This window comes from Rhodanobacter sp. Soil_C_14 (assembly GCF_057657335.1).
In genome coordinates, this window is record NZ_JBDGIQ010000002.1 from 536875 (window position 1) to 556287 (window position 19413).

Annotated in this window: 16 protein-coding genes; 7 read left to right on the forward strand and 9 right to left on the reverse strand. The window is 67.7% G+C overall.

The features are described from left to right. Window positions 1-51: 51 nt before the first annotated feature. From purD to AC3A56_RS07915, 6 genes are all read right to left on the reverse strand, one after another. The gene (gene purD, locus AC3A56_RS07890) at window positions 52-1335 is read right to left on the reverse strand and encodes a phosphoribosylamine--glycine ligase (RefSeq protein WP_487769933.1); all 1284 of its coding nucleotides are present in this window, start codon (window positions 1333-1335) and stop codon (window positions 52-54) included. Between the two features lie 77 nt (window positions 1336-1412). Then, window positions 1413-2786, reverse strand: coding sequence for an AMP-binding protein (locus AC3A56_RS07895; protein WP_487769934.1), 1374 nt, complete (start codon window positions 2784-2786; stop codon window positions 1413-1415). Between the two features lie 133 nt (window positions 2787-2919). Next, complete coding sequence (gene tsaC / locus AC3A56_RS07900) at window positions 2920-3492, reverse strand: L-threonylcarbamoyladenylate synthase type 1 TsaC (RefSeq protein WP_487769935.1); 573 nt, start codon at window positions 3490-3492, stop codon at window positions 2920-2922. Next, window positions 3493-6003 carry a DNA topoisomerase I gene (locus AC3A56_RS07905; RefSeq protein ID WP_487769936.1) on the reverse strand — a complete coding sequence of 837 codons (2511 nt, stop codon included), beginning with the start codon at window positions 6001-6003 and terminating at the stop codon, window positions 3493-3495. It abuts the gene before it with no gap. A gap of 121 nt (window positions 6004-6124) precedes the next feature. Then, window positions 6125-7291 (reverse strand): DNA-processing protein DprA, encoded by a 1167-nt coding sequence (dprA, locus tag AC3A56_RS07910; RefSeq protein ID WP_487769937.1) that lies wholly within the window; start codon window positions 7289-7291, stop codon window positions 6125-6127. Between the two features lie 80 nt (window positions 7292-7371). Then, window positions 7372-8493, reverse strand: coding sequence for a LysM peptidoglycan-binding domain-containing protein (locus tag AC3A56_RS07915; protein ID WP_056715136.1), 1122 nt, complete (start codon window positions 8491-8493; stop codon window positions 7372-7374). Window positions 8494-8682: 189 nt separating this feature from the next. Between AC3A56_RS07915 and def the strand changes: the two genes are divergently transcribed. The 6 genes from def (at window position 8683) to AC3A56_RS07945 (ending at window position 15663) form a co-directional block, all read left to right on the forward strand. Then, the gene (gene def, locus AC3A56_RS07920) at window positions 8683-9192 is read left to right on the forward strand and encodes a peptide deformylase (RefSeq protein ID WP_487769938.1); all 510 of its coding nucleotides are present in this window, start codon (window positions 8683-8685) and stop codon (window positions 9190-9192) included. Between the two features lie 26 nt (window positions 9193-9218). Beyond that, on the forward strand, window positions 9219-10145 hold the full coding sequence (gene fmt, locus AC3A56_RS07925) for a methionyl-tRNA formyltransferase (protein ID WP_487770035.1): 927 nt from the start codon (window positions 9219-9221) through the stop codon (window positions 10143-10145). Next, window positions 10142-11443, forward strand: coding sequence for a 16S rRNA (cytosine(967)-C(5))-methyltransferase RsmB (gene rsmB / locus AC3A56_RS07930; protein ID WP_487769939.1), 1302 nt, complete (start codon window positions 10142-10144; stop codon window positions 11441-11443). Before fmt ends, rsmB begins: the two co-directional genes overlap by 4 nt. A gap of 77 nt (window positions 11444-11520) precedes the next feature. Next, window positions 11521-13242 (forward strand): ArnT family glycosyltransferase, encoded by a 1722-nt coding sequence (locus tag AC3A56_RS07935; RefSeq protein WP_487769940.1) that lies wholly within the window; start codon window positions 11521-11523, stop codon window positions 13240-13242. A gap of 259 nt (window positions 13243-13501) precedes the next feature. After that, window positions 13502-14650 (forward strand): O-antigen ligase family protein, encoded by a 1149-nt coding sequence (locus tag AC3A56_RS07940; protein WP_487769941.1) that lies wholly within the window; start codon window positions 13502-13504, stop codon window positions 14648-14650. Window positions 14651-14661: 11 nt separating this feature from the next. Beyond that, window positions 14662-15663, forward strand: coding sequence for a glycosyltransferase (locus tag AC3A56_RS07945; protein WP_487769942.1), 1002 nt, complete (start codon window positions 14662-14664; stop codon window positions 15661-15663). Window positions 15664-15688: 25 nt separating this feature from the next. On the opposite strand, the gene AC3A56_RS07950 is transcribed toward AC3A56_RS07945, so the two are convergent. Genes AC3A56_RS07950 through AC3A56_RS07960 form a run of 3 tightly spaced genes read right to left on the reverse strand, consistent with a single transcriptional unit; the run spans window position 15689 to window position 18410 of the window. Further along, the gene (locus tag AC3A56_RS07950) at window positions 15689-16513 is read right to left on the reverse strand and encodes a glycosyltransferase (protein ID WP_487769943.1); all 825 of its coding nucleotides are present in this window, start codon (window positions 16511-16513) and stop codon (window positions 15689-15691) included. An 11-nt stretch (window positions 16514-16524) separates the two neighbouring features. Further along, window positions 16525-17463: a glycosyltransferase family 2 protein gene (locus tag AC3A56_RS07955; RefSeq protein ID WP_487769944.1), complete on the reverse strand. Its 939-nt coding sequence runs from the start codon at window positions 17461-17463 to the stop codon at window positions 16525-16527. Next, window positions 17460-18410, reverse strand: coding sequence for a UDP-glucuronic acid decarboxylase family protein (locus AC3A56_RS07960; RefSeq protein WP_204110247.1), 951 nt, complete (start codon window positions 18408-18410; stop codon window positions 17460-17462). Before AC3A56_RS07960 ends, AC3A56_RS07955 begins: the two co-directional genes overlap by 4 nt. Window positions 18411-18590: 180 nt before the next feature. On the opposite strand from AC3A56_RS07960, the gene AC3A56_RS07965 reads away from it, so the two are divergent. Next, entirely contained in the window at window positions 18591-19406 is an 816-nt protein-coding gene (locus tag AC3A56_RS07965) for a glycosyltransferase family 2 protein (protein WP_487769945.1), read from the forward strand. Window positions 19407-19413: the final 7 nt, after the last annotated feature.

Sequence of the window (19413 nt, forward strand, 5' to 3'; positions counted from 1 at the left end):
AAAGTCAAGCCATCCAACGGCCTACCATTCGCCTGCGTACTGGTTGCAGGATCAGCCCCGATGCAGCGCCCGGTGGGCGATGTCGCGGCGGCAGAACGCGCCGTCATAGCGAATCCGGCTGACCGCGGCGTAGGCGCTTTCGCGCGCCGCGCCGATGTCCGCGCCCAGCGCACACACGGTCAGCACGCGGCCGCCGGCGCTGACCACGCGCCCGGCATCATCGAGCCGGGTGCCGGCATGAAACACTTTCACGTCGCCGCCTTCCGGCGAATCCAGTCCGCTGATCGCATCACCCAGGCGCACCCGCCCCGGGTAACCACCGGCGGCCATCACCACGCCGATCGCCGGGCGCGCATCCCAACGCGCCGTCGTGTGGGACAGGCGACCATCCAGCGCTGCATCGATCAGGTCCACCAGGTCGGACTTCAGGCGCAGCATGATCGGCTGGGTTTCCGGATCGCCGAAACGCACGTTAAACTCGATCACCTTCGGCGCGCCGGACTTGTCGATCATCAGGCCGGCGTAAAGGAAGCCGATGAACGGTGCACCCTCGGCCGCCATGCCACGCAGGGTCGGCTCGATCACTTCCTTCAGGATGCGCTGCTCGACTTCCGGCGTAACCACCGGCGCGGGCGAGTACGCACCCATGCCGCCGGTGTTGGGGCCGAGGTCGCCTTCGTCGCGGCGCTTGTGGTCCTGGCTGGAGGCCATCGGCAGCGCGTGGCTGCCGTCGCTCATCACGATGTAGCTGGCCTCCTCGCCGTCAAGGAATTCCTCGATCACCACGCGCGCCGAGGCATCGCCGAAGCTGTGCGCGCCAAGCATGTCGTGCAGCGCCAGTTCCGCATCGGCCAGGGTCAGTGCCACCACCACGCCCTTGCCGGCGGCCAGGCCGTCCGCCTTGATCACGATCGGCGCGCCCTGCTTGCGCACGTAGGCGAGCGCGGGATTGAGTTCGGTGAAAACCGCGTAGTGCGCGGTGGGAATGTTGTGCCGCTGCAGGAAATCCTTGGCAAACGCCTTGGAGCCTTCCAACTGCGCGGCGATCGCGCGCGGGCCGAAGATGCGCAGGCCGGCCGCGCGGAACCTGTCGACCACGCCGGCGACCAGCGGCACCTCGGGACCGACCACGGTCAAGCCGATCTTTTCGCGCTTCGCCAGCGCAAGCAGGCCATCGATGTCGTTCATCGCCACATCGGCGTTGCGCACGCCGGGCTCGCGCGCCGTGCCTGCATTGCCAGGGGCGACGATCACCTCGTCGACCTGCACCGACTGCCCCAGCTTCCACGCCAGCGCGTGTTCGCGCCCGCCACTGCCGATCACCAGAACCTTCATGCCTGCACTCCCGTGCGCCACACGACGCAGCTGCGCATTGTAACGGCTGCGGCGGGAGCGCCGTGAAGCAGCTGCGCTCAGTCGCGGGCTTGCAGAAGATCCAGCAGGGCGGCTCGCGGCAGTTTGCCGGTCTCGTTGCGCGGCAGTGCCTCGACCAGCTTCAGCGGACGCGGCAGGAACAGCGGGTCGATGGCCCGGCGCAGGGCATCGAGGATGACCTGTTCATCCAGTCCGGGCGCGACCACCAGAGCGGCGATCCGGTGCACGCCGAGCGCGTCGCCGTCGCCATGCTGGAACACCACGCCGTCGCGCACGCCGGGGATCGCCAGCAGGCGGCGGGTGAGATCGGCCAGCGAGGCGCGCTTGCCGGCGATTTCCAGCATGTCCGCATGCCGACCGCACAAGCGGAAGCGACGACCGCCGCCGGACAGGCTGACGATGTCGGCCAGGGTGACCGGCGCGCCGAGCTGGGGCGCCTCGATTGCAGTGCCATCGGGCTGCGGGTGCAGGGTCACGTCGTCATACAGCGACCAGTCCTCGTCCACGGTGGGGCGGCGACTGGCGAACACGCAGGTCTCGGTGGAGCCAAACACCTCCAGCAGCGGCGCGTCGAAGCGCTGCTCGGCGGCCCGCGCCAGCTCGACCGGCAAGGGCGCGGTGGCCGACACCATCGCCGCGATCGGCGGCAGGGCAATGCCCGATTCGATCAGCGCACGCAGATGCACCGGCGTGGTCACCAGCACCCGTGGTTCCGGCACCGTGGCCAGCGCCGCCGCGACGTCGCCGGGAAAAAACGGGCGGCCGGTGTGCACGCCCACGTCGCCCAGCAGGGGCAGCAATACCGACATCTCCATCCCGTACATGTGCTGCGGCGGCACCGTGGCGACCACCTCGAAGCGGTCGCCGACGGTGGCATGCAACCGCGCCAGGTTGCCCGCGTTGCTGGCGTGGAAGCTGCCCCAGGTCTTCCGGTTCGCCCCGGGCATCCCCGTGGAGCCGGAGGTATAGCCGATCGCCACCACCTGGTCGGCGGGAATCGTGGGCCAGCCGGCCTCGACCTGCGCGGGCGGCAGCGCGTCGAACGACGGCAGTTGCCGATAGTTCGGCGGCGGCGGATCGAGCCGCTGCTCGCCCAGGGCATGGCAACCCGGATGAGCCCGCATCACCTCGTCCACCGCCTGCGGCGCGCGCGAGGAAGGCAGCAGGTTGGTCTGGCCGCGCAACACCACCGCGCAGAACGCCACCAGGAAGGCGTACCGGTCCTCGCACAGGTTCACCGCGGCCGTCGCGTCGGGCAGGAACGCCGCCACGGCCCGGACGTCGGCCAGGAAATGCGCGGCGCTGATCGCCTGGCCATGCCGCCAGGCCACCACCCGTGCCGGGTCGGCGGCCACCAGCAGGGGCAGCAACGGCGAGAGCTCGCGCTGGCGCGGGTCGTGGACGATAACCAAACTGCTGTCTCCCTGATCTTCGATACGTTGCGTGCGCGAGCATCGCGCGGCCATGTGAACAGCGACGTGAACGCGGTCGCGCAGATCCGCGACGGCTCGACCCCGACCTGCCGGCATGCGCTCCCCCGCACGCTCAGCCGCGAATGATAGCGCCCGACAGCACGTCGCGAATCACCGTGGGGCTGCGCTGGCCGCCCAGCGGGGCTTCCAGCACGCCGTCCAGTGCGTCGCCAAAATAGTCCGCCACCTGCTCGGCCGCGCGCGCCGGCGGCTGGCCGTGGGGGTTGGCGCTGGTCGACACCAGTGCGCCGCCATAGGCCCGGCACAGCGCCGCTGCCGGTTCGTGGGCGGTCACCCGCAACGCGATGCCGGCGTGGTTGCCGGCAACCCAGTCGGGCACTTCGGCTGAGCGCGGGAAGATCCAGGTGTGCGGTCCCGGCCAGCTGGCCAGCACTTGCTGCAGCATCGCCTCCGGCACGGACGCCCGGTCGATGTAGCGCTCCACCTGATCGAAGTCCGCCGCAATCAGCAGCACGCCCTGCGTCGGCGGGCGCTGCTTCAGCGCAAACAATCGCTCGAACGCGACCCGGTCATGCGGATCGCAGCCGAGGCCGAAGACCGCCTCGGTCGGATACGCCAGCACGCCGCCACCGTGCAGCAGCGCGGCGGCGGCATCCAGGTCGGCGAGGGTGAAACGCTGCAGCACTCAGGCCTCGGCGCTGTCGCTGGCAGTCTTCTTCGCGACCGTCTTTTTCGTGGCGGCTTTCTTCGCCGTGCTCTTCGCCGCGGTCTTCTTGGTCGCGGCTTTCCTGGTCGCGGTCTTCTTCACCGCCGTTTTCCTGGCCGTCGTTTTCTTGGCCGGAGCCGCCTTTTTCGCGGCCGCCTTCTTGCTCGCGGTCTTCTTGCCGAAACGGCCCTTGCGCACCGGCGCCGCGGCCAGCAGTTCGAGGCACTGGGCTTCGGTCAGTTCCTTCGGCTCCTGCTCCTTGGGAATGCGCGCGTTCTTCTCGCCGTCGGTGATATAAGCGCCGTAGCGGCCGTTCAGCACCTGCACGCCGTTGCCGAAATCGAGGATCAGCCGGTTCGCCAGCATCTCCAGTTTTTCCTGCACGATCTGCAACGCGCGGGGCAGCTCGATGGTGTACGGATCGTCTTCAGGCTTCAGCGAGGCATAGGTGCTGCCTTGCTTCACGAACGGCCCGAAGCGGCCGATCGCCACGCTGACCTCGTCGCCGTTCTCCGCCTGGCCCAGCTTGCGCGGCAGCTTGAACAGCTCCAGCGCCTCGGCCAGTTCGATGGTGTGCATGCTCTGGCCGGGACGCAGCGAGGCGAATTGCAGCTTCTCCTCGCTGTCCTTGTCGCCGATGGCGGCATACGGCCCGAACCGCCCCAGTCGCACGAACACCGGCTTGCCGGTCTTCGGATCGGTGCCCAGCTCGCGCGCGCCGGTGGCCTCGCTGCGGTCGACCGACTCGGCCTTCTCGTCCACCTGCTGCTTGAACGGCTTCCAGAAGCGCTCCATCAGCGGTACCCAGGCTTCCTCGCCCCGGCTGACCGCATCGAGCTCGTCCTCGAGCTTGGCGGTGAAATCGTAGTCGACGTACTGGGTGAAATGCTGGGTGAGGAACTTGCTGACCGCGCGACCCACGTCGCTGGGCTTGAAGCGGCGGCTGTCGAGGTACACGTATTCGCGGTTCTGCAGCACCTGGATGATGCTGGCATAGGTCGACGGACGGCCGATACCGTGCTCTTCCAGCGCCTTGACCAGGCTCGCTTCGGAGTAGCGCGGCGGTGGCTCGGTGAAGTGCTGGTCGGCGACGATCTCGTGCAGCGGCACGGCCTCGCCTTTCTCCAGCCGGGGCAGGCGACGGCCTTCGTCGTCGTCATCGGCGTTCTTCTGGTCGCGTCCTTCCTCGTAGACGGCGAGGAAGCCGGGATCGACCACCGTGGTGCCGGTCGAACGGAACGAGGCATCGCCGCCGGCCATGTCCGGCAGGGCGAACTCCACCGACACGGTGTTCAGCGTGGCGTGGATCATCTGGCAGGCGACGGTGCGCTTCCAGATCAGCTCGTACAGCTTGCGCTGATCGTCATTGAGGAAAGCAGCCACCGACTTCGGTGTGTACATCGCCGAGGTCGGGCGGATCGCCTCATGGGCTTCCTGCGCGTTCTTCGACTTGGTCTTGTAGACCTGCGGGGCATCCGGCAGTGCGTGGCCGCCGAAGTCGCGGGCGATCAGCTGGCGCAATTCGGCCATCGCATCGTCGCCGAGCATGGTCGAGTCGGTACGCATGTAGGTGATCAGACCGACGTTGCCCTCGCTGCCCAGCGCCACGCCCTCGTACAAGCCCTGCGCCACCTTCATCGTGCGGCTGGTGGTGAAGCCGAGCTTGCGTGCGGCCTCCTGCTGCAGGGTGGAGGTGGTGAACGGAGCCGCCGGGCGACGCTTGCGCTCCTTCGAGCTGACTTCGCTGACGACGAGGCGACCACGGGCAGCCGCCTTCAGCGCCTCGCGAGCCGCGTGCGCAGCAGTTTCGCTGGTGAGGTCGAACTGCTCGAACTTCTTGCCGTTGAGGCGTGACAGGCGCGCGCTGAAGTCGCCGTCGACATGCTTCAGCTGGGCCTCGACGGTCCAGTATTCGCGCGCCTTGAACGCCTCGATCTCCTCCTCGCGCTCGACGATCATGCGCAGCGCCGGCGACTGCACGCGGCCGGCGGACAGCCCGCGCTGCACCTTGCGCCACAGCACCGGTGACAGGTTGAAGCCGACCAGGTAGTCCAGCGCGCGGCGCGCCTGCTGGGCGTCGACCAGGTCGTGCGACAGCTGGCGCGGCGCGGCCACCGCGGCCTTGATCGCCTTCGGCGTGATCTCGGAGAACACCACCCGGTGCAACTGCTTGCCCTTGGTCAGGCCACGCTCACCGAGGATCTCGCTGATGTGCCAGCTGATCGCCTCGCCTTCGCGATCCAAGTCGGTCGCGAGGTAGATGTCGTCGGCCAGCTTGGCGGCCTTGGCGATCGCATCGACGTGCTTCTGGTTGCGCTCGATCACCTCGTACGTCATCGCGAAGCCGTGCTCGGTATCGACCGCGCCCTCCTTCGGCTTGAGGTCGCGCACGTGACCGTAGGAGGCGAGGACCTGGAAATCCTTGCCGAGGTATTTGTTGATCGTCTTGGCCTTGGCCGGTGATTCGACGATGAGCAGGTTTTTTGCCATGAAGCGGGATATCCGAGAGTGAACCACCGGCGCTTCCGTGCCGGACATATATATAGTTGAAACCACGCGCCGCCGGCGGCTGTCAAGCCCGCCATGCGGGGCCGAGCCACGCTGGCGAGGCTCAGCCGTCGGGCAGGCGCTGGTAGCGATTGCCTGCCAGGCTCTCGACGCGCCGCTCCAGTTCCAGCATCAGCAGCATCGACGAAAGCGCGCCGGCGGACTGCCCGGTACGCTGCACAAGTTCGTCCAACGTCGCCGGCGCATGACCAAGTTCAGTCAAAAGCCGCCGATAATCCGGATCGCCGCAAGGACCGGAACGATCGATTCCCGGGGTTCCGACGGCTCGCGGATCAGCATCATCCGACCCCGCCGAGTCCAGCCGGGCAGCCAGCTGGCCGCCAAGCATGCGCGCTGCAGGCGCCAATGTCTCGACAATTTCCGTCGCCGTCTCGACCAGCCGGGCGCCGTCGCGGATCAACTGGTGGCATCCGCGGGCCAGCGGATCATGGATGGAACCGGGCAGCGCAAATACCTCGCGGCCCTGCTCGGCCGCCAGGCGGGCGGTGATAAGCGAACCGGACTTCAGCCCCGCCTCGATCACCAGGGTGCCCAGCGTCAGCGCGGAGATGATCCGGTTGCGACGGGGGAAATGATCGGGGCGCGCCGCCGTGCCGGGGGGAAACTCGCTGACGATCGCGCCCTGGGCCGCGATCCGCCGGGCCAGCGCATGGTGCTTGCGGGGATAGACGCGATCTGGCCCGGTGCCGATCACCGCCACTGTCTTCGCCCCGGCATCGAGGGCCGCGGCATGGGCGGCGCCGTCGACACCGTCAGCCATGCCGCTGGTGATCGCGAAGCCGGCGTCGGCCAGCGCCGTGGCAAACGCCCGGGCATGGGCCAGCCCCTTGGCGCTGGCGCTGCGGGCTCCCACGATCGCCACCTGCGGATACAGCAGCAGATCGCTGTCACCTACCACAAACAGCGCGGCCGGTGGCTGCGGGATGTCTTCCAGCAGCGGCGGAAAGTCCGCGTCCGTGCAGCGCAGCAGGCGACGGGCTGGCTCGGCCAGCCAGGCCATGTCCGCATCCAGCAGCGCGGCATCGGGCCGGGCCAGCCAGGCCTGCGCGGGCTCACCCAGGGATGTCGCCTGGCGCTGCAATTGCGCCAGCGCGGCGTGCATGTCTCCGCCGGCCGCATCCAGCCGGGCCCGCAGCCCGCCCGGCCCCAGCCCCGGCGTGCGCAGGGCGATCAGCCACGCGCGTTGTTCCTGCAGATCGTCCCTGGTCATGCGTCGAGTTTACGGAGCACCCGGCAAAGAAAACGGCGCGGTGGAAACCGCGCCGTCGTGTAGGAAGATGCCGCTGCGGCTTATTGCGGCGCGGTCAGCCGGCTGCCGATGCTCACCGGACGCAGGCCGTCCATCACCAGGCCGTAGCTGACCCGGTCGAAGGTGCGGAACACCATCACGTGGCCGACGTACTCGTCGGGCAGCTTGACCGTCTCGCCGAAGCCACGGTTCATGCTGTTGCTGGCCACGTCGTCGTGGATCGTCTCGCCCGGCTGGAAGATCGTGAACGTGCTGCCGTTGTCGATCCCGTCGCGGGCACCCACCGACAGCATGATGACCTGGCGGGGACCGGCGGCGGCCATCGCGTCGGCAAAGCCGATCACCTTGGCATCGGCGGGCACCGACTTGGGCGCATGCGGGTAGTAGTAGGCGTCGTACGGCTTGTCGTCGATCGGCATGATGCGATCGCCGCTGCGCACTTCCTGGGTCGCATTGAGCAGCAGCAGGGTGGCCGGATCGCCGGTGCGCAGCGTCTCGGCGGTGCCGATCACGCTGACTTCGACACCGAGGTCGTCGCCCTTGCCGTAATGGCCGTCGTTGCGCGAATCCTCGCTCCACGGCGCCTTGACCATCGCCGCGTTGCTGTCCATGTCGTGGGCGACCAGGTCGGCGCTGGAGGCGTCATCCTGGTTGAAGCCGCGGAACACGTGGGTCGGACGCACGATGGCCCAGCGCTGGCCCGGCTCGCCCTGCAGGCCACGCACGTACAGGTTCTGGCCGACGGCACCACGCAGACGGGACTCTTCGAGGCCCACCACGTAAGGCGCGGAGCTGACCGCGTTCGAGTCCATCACCCGCATTTCCTTGAGGAACATTTTCAGTTCGGACAGGGGAATGGCGGGAATCGCGTCACCTTCGCGATGGACGCTGGGCTGCAGGCCCACGCGGGGGCCATTGATGAAGGACAGGTTGAGCACGTCGCCGGGATAGATCAGGTGGGGGTTGCGCACCTGGGGGTTGGCCTGCCATATCTCCGGCCACAGCCACGGCTTGGCGAGGAACTTGGCGGAGATTGCCCACAAGGTGTCGCCGCGGCGAACGGTGTAGCTGTCGGGGTGGTCGGCGCGAAGTTGCGCCCCCGCGGCATAGACCGCCACGGTGACCAGCATGCCCGTCAGCAACACGATAATTTTCTTGATCATTGGTGGGAATCCCCCTTCCCCAGATGCTCGGTCGAGTGTAACCGAATGGTTAACCCGCGCAACAGGTGCGAGTTGGCAAAAATCGTCTGCACTCGGATGCTTGCCGACGTACAATGAGACACATTCTAGATGGCTCCGAGGGTGGCTTTTTACCAAATCGCCCGCATTTTCGGCGCCGAGGTAAAAATCATGTCCGTATTGTCCATTCTTGAATTCCCCGACCCGCGCCTGCGCACCCGCGCCGAGCCGGTGACCGTGTTCGACGCGAAGCTGAAGCAGTTCGTCGCCGACATGCTGGAAACCATGTACGCCGCCAACGGCGTCGGCCTCGCCGCCACCCAGGTCAACGTGCACCAGCGCGTGCTGGTGGCCGACATGAGCGACGAACGCAACCAGCCGCTGGTGCTGATCAACGCCCGCATCGTCGAGAAGGACGGCTCGCAGGTCTATCAGGAAGGTTGCCTGTCCTTCCCCGGCCTGTACGCCGACGTGACCCGCGCACTGGCGGTCAAGGTGCAGGCGCAGGACGTCGACGGCAAGGACATCGTCATCGAGGCCGAAGGCCCGCTGGCCGTGTGCATCCAGCACGAGCTGGATCACCTGGAAGGCAAGGTGTTCGTCGACTACCTGTCACCGCTGAAACGCAGCCTGCTGCTGAAGCGGCTGGAGAAGCACCGCAAGCAGGCGGTCGGTGCTTGAGCGGCGCCGAGCCTGACCGCCGGGGTCTGCGCATCGTTTTCGCGGGTACGCCCGACTTTTCCGTGCCCTGTCTTGAAGCCTGCCGCGACAGCGGCGCCGAGGTGGTGGCCGTCTATACGCAGCCTGACCGTCCCGCGGGACGGGGCCGCAAACTGACGCCCAGTCCAGTCAAGCAGGCCGCACTGGCCGCCGGCATCCCGGTCGAACAACCCGAGTCGCTGAAGTCCGCCGAGGTGCAGCAGGCGCTGGCGGCTTGGCGACCTGACCTGCTGGTGGTGGTCGCCTACGGCCTGATCCTGCCGCGCAAGGTGCTGGCGATCCCGCGGCTCGGCTGCTGGAATGTGCATGCCAGCCTGTTGCCGCGCTGGCGCGGCGCGGCGCCGATCCAGCGCGCGATCCTGGCCGGCGATGCCGAGAGCGGCGTCGACCTGATGCAGATGGAAGCTGGCCTGGATACCGGCCCGGTGATGTTGCAGCGACGCACGCCGATCGGTCGCGACGACACCGGCGGCTCGCTGCATGACCGGCTGTCTCGACTCGGCGCCGACGCGCTGGCCGAAGGCCTGCGCCGCACCCTGGCCGGCGAAACCCTGCCGGCCACGCCACAGCCCGAAGCGGGCGTGACCTACGCACACAAGCTGGACAAGGCCGAGGCGAAGCTCGACTTCAGCCGGCCCGCGATCGCCCTGGAGCAGCAGGTGCGCGCGTTCGATCCGTGGCCGGTGGCGGAAGGCAAGATCGCCGGCGAGACCCTGCGGGTGTGGGCAGCGCAGGCGATCGCCCAGGATCATCAGACGCCACCCGGCGAGGTGCTGGGCGCGGGGCGGCAGGGCATCGACCTGGCCTGCGGCACCGGCGTGTTGCGGGTCACCGCCGTGCAACGCGCCGGCGGCAAACGCATCGGGGCGGTCGATTATCTGAATGCCCGGCCCGAACTGCGACGCCTGCCATGAAGGTCGACACCCGCGCACTGGCCGCCAGGGGACTGGCTGAAATCGCCCTGCGTGGCGCCTCGCTGCGCGAGGTCATGCAACGCGACGCGCCGAAGCTCGCCGATCCGCGCGATCGCGCCCTGCTGATGGCCCTGCTCAGCGAAGGCGCGCGCTGGTGGCTGCGTTTCGACGCCGCCGTCGACGGCCTGCTGGAAAAATCGCTGCGGCACAAGGATCCGGCCGTGCATGCGCTGCTGGTGCTCGGCCTGGTCCAGCTGGAAATCCTGGAACTGCAGGACTACGCCGCGGTGGCCGCCACGGTCGAAGCCGTGCGGGCGCTGAAGCGGCCGCAACTGGCCGGCCTGGTCAACGCCGTGCTGCGCCGCTGGCAGCGCGAACGCAGCAGCCTGCTGGCCAGGCTCGACGCGAAGGCACAGACCCGCCACGCCCATCCGCAGTGGCTGGCCGACGCATTGCAGCGCGATTGGCCCGCACAGGCCGAAGCGGTGATGGCCGCGGACAACGGCGAACCGCCGTTGATGCTGCGGATCAACCGCCAGCGCAGCGAACGCGACGCCCTGATCGAACAGTTGCGCGCGGCCGGCTACGAAGCGGCAGCGCATCCCTGGCTGGCCGACGCACTGGTGCTGCCACACAGTGGCGACGTCACCCGCATGCCCGGCTTCGAGGACGGCCATTTCGCCGTGCAGGACGGCGCCGCCCAGGTCGCCGCCGACCTCGCCGACCTGCGCGATAGCCTGCGCGTGCTCGATGCCTGCGCCGCGCCCGGCGGCAAGGCCTGCCATCTGCTCGAACGCGCCGACATCGACCTGACCGCGCTTGAATTCGACGCCCCGCGGGCCGAGCGCATCCGCCAGAACCTGATGCGGCTGCGCCTCAATGCGAAGGTGGTGATCGGTGACGCGGGTGCACCCAAGGGCTGGTGGAAAGGCCAGCCGTTCGACCGCATCCTGATCGACGCGCCCTGTTCGGCCACCGGCGTGCTGCGTCGTCGCCCCGATGTGCGCCTGCATCGGCGCGAAAGCGACATCGCCACGATGCACGCGCAGCAACGCCGCATCCTGTCCGCGCTGTGGCCATTGCTGGCGCCGGGCGGGCGGCTGGTCTACATCACCTGCTCGGTGTTGCGCGCCGAGAACGAGGCGATCGTGGGCGAGTTGCTGGCGGCCCAGGCTGACGCCGAGGTCGTGCCCTTCAGCTTGCCCGCTGGACAGCCAGCCGCGACCGGCTGGCAGATCCTGCCCGGCGACGGCGACCTCGACGGCATGTATTACGCGGTGTTGCGGAAACAGCCCTGAGGTCGTGGTTCACGCTGCCCCGATATCGGCGCGCTATGCTTGCCGCGCCCTCGCACTGCTGACGGATCCCCGACGTCATGAAGTCCCCCGTGCCCTTGTCGCGCGCGCGCCCGCTGTGGTTGCGCGATGCGCGCATCGAAATCCTGCTGTTCGGCGTATTCGCCCTGCTGCTGCTCGGCCTGGGGCTGGGCCTGCGTGATCCGTGGCCGTCCGACGAGCCGCGTTTCGCCCTGGTCGCCCGCTGGATGGTCGAGCACGGCCAGTGGCTGTTCCCGCACCGGGGCCACGAGCTGTATCCGGACAAGCCGCCGGTGTTCATGTGGCTGCAGGCACTCGCCTACTTTCTCACCCGCAGCTGGCGCGTGGCCTTCCTGCTGCCGTCGCTGGCGGCGGCGCTGGGCGCACTGGTGCTGGTCTACGACCTGGCCCGACGGCTGTGGAACCACCGCAGCGCCCTGCTGGCCACGGCCACGCTGCTGGTCACCATCCACTTCACCTACCAGATGCGCAACGCGCAGATCGACCCGCTGCTGCTGGGCTGGATGACGCTGGCCAACTACGGCCTGCTGCGCCACCTGTTGCTGGGGCCGTCCTGGCGCTGGTTCGCCACGGGCTGCTTCTTCGCCGGCGTGGGCGTGGCGACCAAGGGCGTCGGCGTGCTGGCCTTGCTGATGCTGGCTCCCTATCTGGTCGCCCGGCGCGGCCACTGGCGCTCACTGGCGCTGCCCGCGGGCCGCTGGCGCTGGGTTGGCGGGCTGGCGCTGTTCTTCGTGCCGATCCTGGGCTGGCTGCTGCCGATGCTGCTGGTGGCCCGTGCCGATGGCGATCCGCAGCACGCCGAATACGTGCAGAACATCCTGTTCGGGCAGACCGTGCATCGCTACGCCACGCCCACCGGACACATCCATTCGCCGTTCTATTTCCTCGGCATCATCGCGCTCGACTGGTTGCCCCTGTCGTTGCTGTTGCCGTGGGCACTGCCGGCCTGGTGGCGGCGACTGAAGCGTCGCGATTCGCGCTTGCTGTTGCCGCTGGGCTGGATCTTGCTGATCGTGCTGTTCTTCTCGTTCAGTCCGGGCAAGCGCGACGTCTATATCCTGCCGGCCCTGCCGATGATGGCGCTGGCACTGGCGCCACTGCTGCCCGGCCTGCTGCGGCGACGCGGCGTGCGCATCGCGGTGTTCGCACTGACCCTGCTGTTGTCTGCGGTGCTCGCGGCGGTGGCCGCGCTGGCAATCCATCGCCACCCGGCCTGGGCGGTGAAGATCGAGCAAAGCCTCGACCCGCGGATCTGGTGGCTGCTGCTGACGATCGGCCTGGCCGGCCTGGTCATCGTGGCGTTCACCCGGGTACGCCACGCGCCGCTGGGCTGGCTGCTGTTTGCCGGTGCCCTCTGGGGGGTCTATGGCCTGTGGGGCTATCCGATGCTCAACGGCGATCGCTCTGCCCGCGACGTGATGCTGCAGGCACGCTCCATCGCCGGGCCGCAGGCCGAGATCGGCCTGCTCGCCTGGAAGGAACAGAACCTGCTGATGGCCCAGGGCCCGGTGGCCGAGTTCGGCTTCCTGAAACCCTGGCCGCAGCAGTACGCCGATGCCGTGGCCTGGCTGCAGCAGGATGCGTCGCGGCGCTGGATTTTCAGCCTCGACCAGGCGATGGGCGACTGCGTGGATCGCCAGCGCGCCATCCATGTCGGCCACGCCAACCGCCGCGAATGGTGGATGTTCCAGGCTGGCGCGGTGAAACCCGGCTGCGCGCCGACAGGTATCGCCGAGCCGGAAGCCGATGAAGGGCTGTGATCACGCCGCGAACACGACCCGGGACGCAATCCGTCCTCTACCATGCATACTGCGAATGAACCCGAGCGTTACACCAGCGCGTCCAGACGGCTTGCCGGCGACAAGCACCGGTTAGCATGGACGAACGGGGGGAGTTCCAGGCTCGAAAGGTTGGCCCGTGCACGAAGAACAAGCTTCATGGAAGATCCGGACGGCGTCGTTGCTGCTCGCAGTCTTGCCACTGTGTTTTGCAGTATCCGGACGCCTGAAAGCCGTGCCAATGGGGCTGCTGTTTGTCGCCGGTTTGATCCTGCTGGCTTCCCGCGCGGAAACCCGGAAGACCTTCCTGCGGGTATGGCCGGTGGTCGCCGTGTGCCTGCTGCGCCTGCTTTACGACATCGGCAACTTCCTGGGTCACGGGCTCGACGGCAAGACCCTCGACCTGCCGGCGCAGACGCTGTTGTTCCTGGTGGTTGCTGCGGTCTTCACCCTGCCGTTGCGACAGCGCGTGATCGCGATCGGCTTCAGCCTGACCACGCTGCTGCTGGGCGCGGCCAGCATGGTTCAACGTTACGGCATGGGTGCCGACCGTCCCTACGGCCTGAACGGTGGCGACTGGGCGTCGGTCGAGTTCGCGATGTACCTGTTGGTCATGGCGCTGTTGTCGATGCTGCAGGCAATACGGCCGGACACGCGTCGCGCTGACCGCTGGCTGCACGGCGCGGCGGTGGTGGTGGGTCTTTACGGCGCGGTGCTTACCCAGAGTCGTGGGCCACTGCTGTCCTTCGCGCCGGTGTTCCTCGGCCTGATGTCCTGGCATGCGATCCGCACGAGGCACTGGAAGCGCGTGCTCATTCCGCTGGCCGCCACCCTGTTCGGCATGCTGGCGGTGACCGCCACCCTGCACCGGGAAATGATCGACCGGCTGGCTGATGTGCCCGCCCAGATCAGCGAGTACGGCGACAGCGCCGCCGGCAGCACCGGCGCCATCGGCGAGCGCCTGGAGATGTGGCGCACCGCATGGCAGGCATTCACTGAGCATCCGCTGGCCGGTATCGGGCTGGACCAGTTCGGCGTGTATGCGCGCGCGCAGGTGGCCGCCGGCAAGGCCAGCGCCACGATTGCCGGGTACGTGCACCCGCACAGCGAATATCTCGAATCGATGGTCGCCGGGGGTGTGCCGGCGCTGCTGGTGCTGTTGCTGTTGCTGATCGTGCCGGCGGTCTTCTTCGCCCGCCATCTGAACCATCCGCGGGAGCCGGTGGCCTGTGCAGCGGTCGCCGGATTGATGGTGATCGGCCTCTACAGTCTTTGTGCGTTCACCGACAATGTGTTTTATCGGGCGATGCCGCAATCACTTTTCCTGTTCCTCGTGCTGGGGCTGACGGTCGGCATCGGTCGACAGCTGCGCCATCCCGCCCTTCCCTGAAGTCGATCCACATGGCCCGAATCAACCTGCTTGCCTGGGACAACCAGCGCGGACTCACCCACGACATCCGCCTGTTGTGCCGCACGCTGACCGGACTGGGCCACGAGGTTCAGGTGACCCGGCTCGGCCCGCGCCGGCATGACGGTCGCCGGCAGGCCTTCATGCTGCGTGTGCGGATGTGGTGGCAACGCCTGCGCCACGCCGACTGGGGCAGGACGCCGTACGACATCAATATCGCCCTGGAGCACGTCCGGCCGGACTGGTGCGCGCTGGCCCGGCTGAATCTGCTCGTGCCCAATCCGGAATGGCTATCACCCCGCAGCCGGCAATACCTGCCGCGCTACGACGCGATCCTGTGCAAGACGCGCTACGGCGTCGACCTGTTCAAGTCACTCGGTTGCCGCGCGCTGCACATCGGCTTCGACAGCACCGACTGCCTCGATGCCGCCGTTCCGCGCAAGGCCAGCTTCCTGCACCTGGCCGGCACCAGCCGGATGAAGGGCACGGAGCGCCTGCTGGCCTTGTGGCGCCGCCATCCGGAATGGCCGAAGCTGCTGGTGCTGCAGTCACCGCGAACAGCCGTACAGGCGGCCGGGCCGACGCCAGCCAACATCGAGCACCGGCTGGGCCATGTGCGCGACGTGGGCGAGATTCGCCAGCTGCAGAATGCCCACCTGTTCCACCTGTGCCTGTCGGAAACCGAAGGCTGGGGCCATTACATCGCCGAGGCGATGAGCTGCGGCGCCGTGGTGATCACCTCCGATGCCGCCCCGATGAACGAGCTGGTGCAAGCGGACCGTGGCGTGCTGGTGAAAGCCATCGGGAAAGGCTCGTTCAACCTCGCATCCATCCATCAATTCGACGAATCGGCGCTGGAAGAGGCGATCGAACGACTCACCAGCATGCCGTTCTCCGAACTGGCCAGCCTGGGCCGGCAGGCGCGGGAATGGTTCGAGACGAACGAGGCGACATTCGCGCAGCGGGTGGAAGCCGCGCTGGCCCAGCTGGCCTGAAGGCCGTCTTGGTCCCGGCGCGCCCTCAGCCGGGGCGCAGATCCGCCGGTGGCTGGGCGAATTCGGCCAGATGGCCATCCACACCCCGCTCGCAGCGAACCAGCCCGCGTGCCCGGGTATCGTCGACGATGAGGTCGTTCGGATTGCCCACCACATGCTTGCGGGTGGGATGGTAGAGATGGGTCGCCAGCGCACTGAAACGCAGTTCGCGCCGCAGCAGCCCGGCGTGGAAGGCGCGTATCGCCAGTTCGGTGTCTTCGCGCCCCCAGCCGGTCATTGCCTCGTTGAAGCCATTCAGGCGCAGCAGGTCATCGCGCCAGAACGCCATGTTGCAACTCTTGATGCCGCGCTGCTTGGTGCCCGGCCGGGCATACCACTGCGCCAGCGCCGGCAGCCGCAGCGTGTGTCGCCGACGCTCGATGCCCCGGCTGAGGAACCCGGGCATCGGCGCGGCCTCTTCCAGCATCCGCCGGGTCAGTCCGGCGTCGGTCAGCACCCGCGACCCCTGCACGAAGCAGCCGCGGCGGGCGAACGCGTGGTGGTCGGCGACGAAGTGCCGCTCGGCCACCATGTCGCCATCGAGCAGGATCACGTAGTCGCCCCGGGCGGCGGCGATCGCCCGGTTGCGCGCGCGGCTCATGCGCGCACCGTCGTCGGGCTGCCACAGATGGACCAGGCGCACCGGGTAGCCGGGGGCGATGCCTTCGAGCAATGCGCGGGTGGCCGGTTGCGAGCCGTCGTCGGTGACGATCACCTCGTACGGCAGCTCGCTCTGCGCCGCCAGCGCCTGCAGCACCAGCGCCAGCGCGTTCGGCCAGTTGTAGGTGATCACGGCGACACTGATGCGCACGGCAGCTCCGCTCATTCGTCGTCGGTCAGGCGATGATCGCCGCGGATGCCGCGCCACCAGACCGGGCCGAGGATGGCCAGCGCGCGATTCAGATTGCCCAGCCAGCTGCCACGACGCATGCGCACCAGTCTGGCGTAGCGCCTGGCCTCACGCCAGGATGGCTCGGGCTTGGTGCGGAACTCGTGTTTGGCGTTGTCGACGGAGCGCGTGTCCAGGCCGATGTTCCTGGCATAGATCTCGATCAGGCAGCGCGAGCGAAAGCGGTTGAGATAGATGCTGGTCGCCGTCTGTTTTCCCCACCAGCCATTGTTGCCGTGGATGCGGTAATGCACGGCGCCGGTGCGCAGGTAATACTTGCGTGCGCCCAGCACGCTGGCGCCGAACACCAGGCAGTTGTCGGCGGACAGCCGCCACGTATGGCTCAGTTCCTCCGGCAGTTCCAGCGTGCGCCGCGCCCACAGCGCGCGCATCGACAACGCCGAAGTCGGCGCACCGTACCAGTGCATCAGCATGTAGGTGCTGATGGCGGTATAGCCCAGGTCATGCGAGCGCTCCGAATAGCCCATCCAGCGATTTTCGTCGCCGAACAGCTGCATGTCGGAAAACACGAAATCGACATCGCGGCGGCCGTCGTACAGCTCGCCCAGGCGCGACAGATAGTCCGCTTCCCAGCGGTCGTCCGCATCGAGAAAGCAGATCACGTCGGCCGTGGCGCGTGCCACGCCGCGCTGGAAGGCCACCAGCTGGCCGCCATTCTCGCCACAGACCAGGGTGACCCGCGGATCGTTGCCGTAGCGTTCGCGCAGGAGCTCCGCCGAACCGTCGCCGGAGCCGTCATCGACCACGATGACCTGCGCCGCCGCGCGGGTCTGCGCCAGCGCACTGTCGACCGCCGTACCGACGAAATCCCGATAGTTGTAGCTGGTGATGACGACCGCGAAGCTGGTCATGCCGCCGCACCCTCCTCGCGCAGCCGACGGAAATAGGCAATGGTTTCCTTGAGGCCGTCTTCGAGCGTCACGCTCGGCTGCCAGCCGAGCCGGTCGCGCGCCACGGAGATGTCCGGCTGGCGCTGGCGCGGATCATCCGACGGCAACGGCTTGTTCACCAGTTTCGAGCGTCCGCCGACCAGGGCGATCACCTTCTCGGCCAGTTCGAGCATGGTGTACTCGACCGGGTTGCCGATGTTCACCGGGCCGGTGAAGCCGCGCTCGGAATCCATCATCCGCACGATCACCTCGATCAAGTCGTCGACGTAGCAGAAGCTGCGCGTCTGGCTGCCGTCGCCGTAGATGGTGATGTCTTCCCCACGCAGCGCCTGCATGATGAAGTTGCTCACCACCCGCCCATCGTTCGGGTGCATGCGCGGGCCGTAGGTGTTGAAGATGCGCACCACCTTGATGTCCAGCTCGTGCTGGCGGTGGTAGTCGAAGAACAGCGTTTCGGCGCAGCGCTTGCCTTCGTCGTAGCAGCTGCGGATGCCGATCGGGTTGACCTTGCCCCAGTAACCTTCCACCTGCGGATGCACTTCCGGGTCGCCGTAGACCTCGCTGGTGGAAGCCTGCAGGATGCGCGCCTTCACCCGCTTGGCCAGGCCCAGCATGTTGATCGCGCCATGCACGCTGGTCTTGGTAGTCTGCACCGGATCGTGCTGGTAGTGCACCGGCGAGGCCGGGCAGGCCAGGTTGAAGATGCGCTCCACTTCCACATAGAGGGGGAAGGTCACGTCGTGCCGCATCAGTTCGAAATACGGATGCGTGAGCAGGTGTGCCACGTTGCGCTTGCTGCCGGTAAAGAAGTTGTCCACGCATAGCACGTCATGGCCGTCGCGGAGCAGTCGATCACACAGGTGCGAGCCAAGGAAGCCGGCGCCACCAGTGACAAGGATTCGTTTCATGGAAAGCCGTTAATTAGCGATGGCGGGGGGCGTGCCGACGCACGCATGGTTGATCGACGCCAGTGAATTTTGTCATGGATGGCGCCGCGAAGTTGCGACCTGGCTGGCCGAATGGGCGAATTGCCCGCCGCCACGCCACTTCCACCCGGGTGAATCGGGGCATGGGCTAGAATCCCGCCCATGCCGACCCTCCCGCTGACCCTCGCCGTCATCACCCACAACGAGGCCGGAAGCATCGCCCGCTGCCTGGACAGCGTGCCGTTCGCGGCCGAAAAACTGGTGGTGGACTCGGGCAGCGACGACGACACCGTGGCGATTGCCCGGGCGCATGGCGCCCGCGTGATCCAGCAGGACTGGCTCGGCTTCGGTGCCCAGCGCAATTTCGCCAGCAGCCAGTGCAGCCATGACTGGATCCTGGTGCTGGATGCCGACGAATGGCTCAGCCCGGAACTCGCGGTGGAACTGCAGCAGCGCCTGCCCGGGCTGATGGCCGGCGACGCCCCGGCGGCGTACCTGCGCCGCCGCACGATCTACATGGGCCGGCCGATGCGCTGGTACCGGCCGAACGTGGGCGAGAAACTGGCGCGGCTATACCATCGCGGCCGTGCGCGCTGGAGTGATGCGCGGGTGCACGAATCGCTGCGCTTCCACGGTGTCGCGCCCACGCTGCACGCCGCCTTCGACCACGCCAACAACCCCAGCCTGCCGCACAAGCAGCTGAAGGTGCTGCGCTACGCCGAGCTGAAATGCCGCGACTGGCTGGACAGGCGCAAGCCGGTGCGGATGTGGCAGGCGCCGTTCGTCTACCTGCTGGCCTTCCTCAAGGACTACCTGTTCCGGCTGGCCTTCCTGGACGGCTGGCGCGGCTTCCTGATCGCCCAGACCGCGGCCAGCTACGCGCTGTACAAGCGCATGCGCTACTACGAGATGGTCAACCATCCGGAGTCGGTCGTGGATGCGACCGACTTATTGAACAAACATCACATAGATCGCTGAACACAGA